The sequence below is a fragment of the Aequorivita sp. Q41 genome (assembly GCF_039831855.1).
Taxonomy (GTDB): domain Bacteria; phylum Bacteroidota; class Bacteroidia; order Flavobacteriales; family Flavobacteriaceae; genus Aequorivita.
The window spans coordinates 2,501-5,896 of the sequence record NZ_JBDPMS010000007.1 but is presented as its reverse complement, the minus strand read 5'-3'; the positions used below and the strand labels follow the sequence as shown (position 1 = coordinate 5,896).

Genomic DNA, 3,396 nt, shown 5'->3' with positions numbered 1-3,396 from the left:
TTCAAAAAAAAGCATATAATAAGTTTGTGGGAATGGAAAAGGGTTCTATATTTGCACCCGCTTAGCGCAACAGATTATGTTGAACAAAGCATTAATAAACGCTCTTAGATTTTTTTTGAAAATATTTTTAAAAAAGTATTGCAGGATTAAAAAAGGGTTGTATCTTTGCACCCGCTTAGCCACTGAGTGATTACAAAACACGATTTTGGTTAGCGTTAAAGAAGAGAAATACAAGTTCATTGAGATATTGAAATTGACAGCGTAGGTAACAATTGGAAACAGTTGTTATCAACAAAGAAACTAAACTAAGTAAGATTTTCTGAGATTTTTTTGAGAGTCGAGCTCTTTATTAGAAGTATGGTCGCAATAGTATTGAAGATTATACAATGAAGAGTTTGATCCTGGCTCAGGATGAACGCTAGCGGCAGGCCTAACACATGCAAGTCGAGGGGTATATAGTGCTTGCATTATAGAGACCGGCGCACGGGTGCGTAACGCGTATGCAATCTACCTTGTACAGGGGAATAGCCCAGGGAAACTTGGATTAATGCCCCATAGTATTATAGAACGGCATTGTTTTATAATTAAAGATTTATCGGTACAAGATGAGCATGCGTACCATTAGCTTGTTGGTGTGGTAACGGCACACCAAGGCTACGATGGTTAGGGGCCCTGAGAGGGGGATCCCCCACACTGGTACTGAGACACGGACCAGACTCCTACGGGAGGCAGCAGTGAGGAATATTGGACAATGGGCGAGAGCCTGATCCAGCCATGCCGCGTGCAGGAAGACTGCCCTATGGGTTGTAAACTGCTTTTATACGGGAAGAAACACCCCCACGTGTGGGGGCTTGACGGTACCGTACGAATAAGGATCGGCTAACTCCGTGCCAGCAGCCGCGGTAATACGGAGGATCCAAGCGTTATCCGGAATCATTGGGTTTAAAGGGTCCGTAGGCGGGCTTCTAAGTCAGTGGTGAAATTCTGCAGCTCAACTGTAGAACTGCCATTGATACTGGAAGTCTTGAATCGTTGTGAAGTGGCTAGAATATGTAGTGTAGCGGTGAAATGCTTAGATATTACATAGAATACCGATTGCGAAGGCAGGTCACTAACAACGTATTGACGCTGATGGACGAAAGCGTGGGGAGCGAACAGGATTAGATACCCTGGTAGTCCACGCCGTAAACGATGGATACTAGCTGTCCGGCGCACATTGGTGTGCTGGGTGGCCAAGCGAAAGTGATAAGTATCCCACCTGGGGAGTACGTTCGCAAGAATGAAACTCAAAGGAATTGACGGGGGCCCGCACAAGCGGTGGAGCATGTGGTTTAATTCGATGATACGCGAGGAACCTTACCAGGGCTTAAATGTAGTCTGACAGGCGTGGAAACATGCTTTTCTTCGGACAGATTACAAGGTGCTGCATGGTTGTCGTCAGCTCGTGCCGTGAGGTGTCAGGTTAAGTCCTATAACGAGCGCAACCCCTGTTGTTAGTTGCCAGCGAGTCATGTCGGGAACTCTAACAAGACTGCCGGTGCAAACCGTGAGGAAGGTGGGGATGACGTCAAATCATCACGGCCCTTACGTCCTGGGCCACACACGTGCTACAATGGCAGGTACAATGGGCAGCCACTGCGTGAGCAGGAGCGAATCCACAAAACCTGTCTCAGTTCGGATCGGAGTCTGCAACTCGACTCCGTGAAGCTGGAATCGCTAGTAATCGGATATCAGCCATGATCCGGTGAATACGTTCCCGGGCCTTGTACACACCGCCCGTCAAGCCATGGAAGCTGGAAGCACCTGAAGTCCGTCACCGCAAGGAGCGGCCTAGGGTGAAGCTGGTAACTAGGGCTAAGTCGTAACAAGGTAGCCGTACCGGAAGGTGCGGCTGGAACACCTCCTTTCTAGAGAAAGACGACCGAAATTCAACAAAGAGAGACTCTTATATTGAAAAACAAAGGAGTTTTGCTTGGTTTAGCTGTCAATTTTATAATATTAATAGATGTGAGGCACTAGATGTGAAGCATTAAGGATAGCTAAATGAGCTGCAGGTCAGTTTGTTTTAAATCTAAGCTACTATCTAAAATCTAATATCTATGAGACAGTCTCATAGCTCAGCTGGTTAGAGCGCTACACTGATAATGTAGAGGTCGGCAGTTCGAGTCTGCCTGAGACTACAAATGGAATATTCTATAAAGTTGAATATTTCCACGTTCATTAACACATATTGAAGGAAATTTTAGAAGTTGGGTTTGTTGCGGGTATAAATACTCATAACTCATAACTAATAACTCATAACTAAAAAATGGGGAATTAGCTCAGCTGGCTAGAGCGCCTGCCTTGCACGCAGGAGGTCATCGGTTCGACTCCGATATTCTCCACTATTTTTTATTTCTTTTGAAATAAAAACGTTCATTACATATTGAAATTAGAGTTTTAGCCAAATAGGGGCTAGAGCGTCCCGAATTAGCTTCGGGAAGGTCATCGGTTCGACTCCGATATTCTCCACCAAGGACAGCAACCGTTGTCATTCATTAGCTGCCCGTTATCCGGGCCTGAAAGACACGGGGATCCAGATAGTTCATTGACATATTGGAAATAAAGAATACGAGAAAAGTAATAATTAAGTCTCAGTAGGCAGTTTAAGATGTTTGGTTTACCGAATGTTTTTCACTACATATTGAGCAATGAATAACTCATTAAAAGAGCAAAAAAGTACAATAAGCAAAATAAGGGCGTATGGGGAATGCCTAGGCTCTCAGAGGCGAAGAAGGACGTGATAAGCTGCGAAAAGCTGCGGGGATTGGCACATACAAGTTGATCCGCAGGTATCCGAATGGGGCAACCCACTATGTTGAAGACATAGTATCCGCAAGGAGGCAAACCCGGGGAACTGAAACATCTAAGTACCCGGAGGAAGAGAAAACAATAGTGATTCCGATAGTAGCGGCGAGCGAAATTGGATTAGCCCAAACCAATGCTGTTACGGCAGTATTGGGGTTGTAGGACCACGAGATTTGGTGCTTTACGAATAAGAACACGTTGGAAAGCGTGGCCATAGACGGTGATAGCCCGGTATTAGTAAGGACAGTTACCGATAGTGGTATCCTGAGTAGTGCGGGGCACGTGAAACCCTGTATGAATCCGGCGGGACCATCCGCCAAGGCTAAATACTCCTGAGAGACCGATAGTGAACCAGTACCGTGAGGGAAAGGTGAAAAGAACCGTGAACAACGGAGTGAAATAGAACCTGAAACCATACGCCTACAAGCGGTCGGAGCCAATTTATTGGTGACGGCGTGCCTTTTGCATAATGAGCCTACGAGTTACTGTTGCCAGCAAGGTTAAGATTTTAAGAATCGGAGCCGCAGCGAAAGCGAGTCTGAATAGGGC

Annotated in this window: 2 tRNA genes and 2 rRNA genes (1 of these 4 running past the window's edge); all 4 read left to right on the top strand. The window is 45.8% G+C overall.

Features of this window, described 5'->3' with window-relative positions:
• Positions 1-383: 383 nt before the first annotated feature.
• Positions 384-1,907 (top strand): 16S ribosomal RNA (locus tag ABJ955_RS13375).
• 199 nt (positions 1,908-2,106) lie between these two features.
• A tRNA-Ile gene (locus ABJ955_RS13370) sits at positions 2,107-2,180 on the top strand.
• A 130-nt stretch (positions 2,181-2,310) separates the two neighbouring features.
• Positions 2,311-2,384: transfer RNA gene (locus tag ABJ955_RS13365), tRNA-Ala, on the top strand.
• Between the two features lie 337 nt (positions 2,385-2,721).
• Positions 2,722-3,396, top strand: a 23S ribosomal RNA gene (locus ABJ955_RS13360) (it continues 2,153 nt past the right edge of the window).
• Together the 16S and 23S rRNA genes with 2 tRNA genes alongside form the textbook arrangement of a ribosomal RNA operon.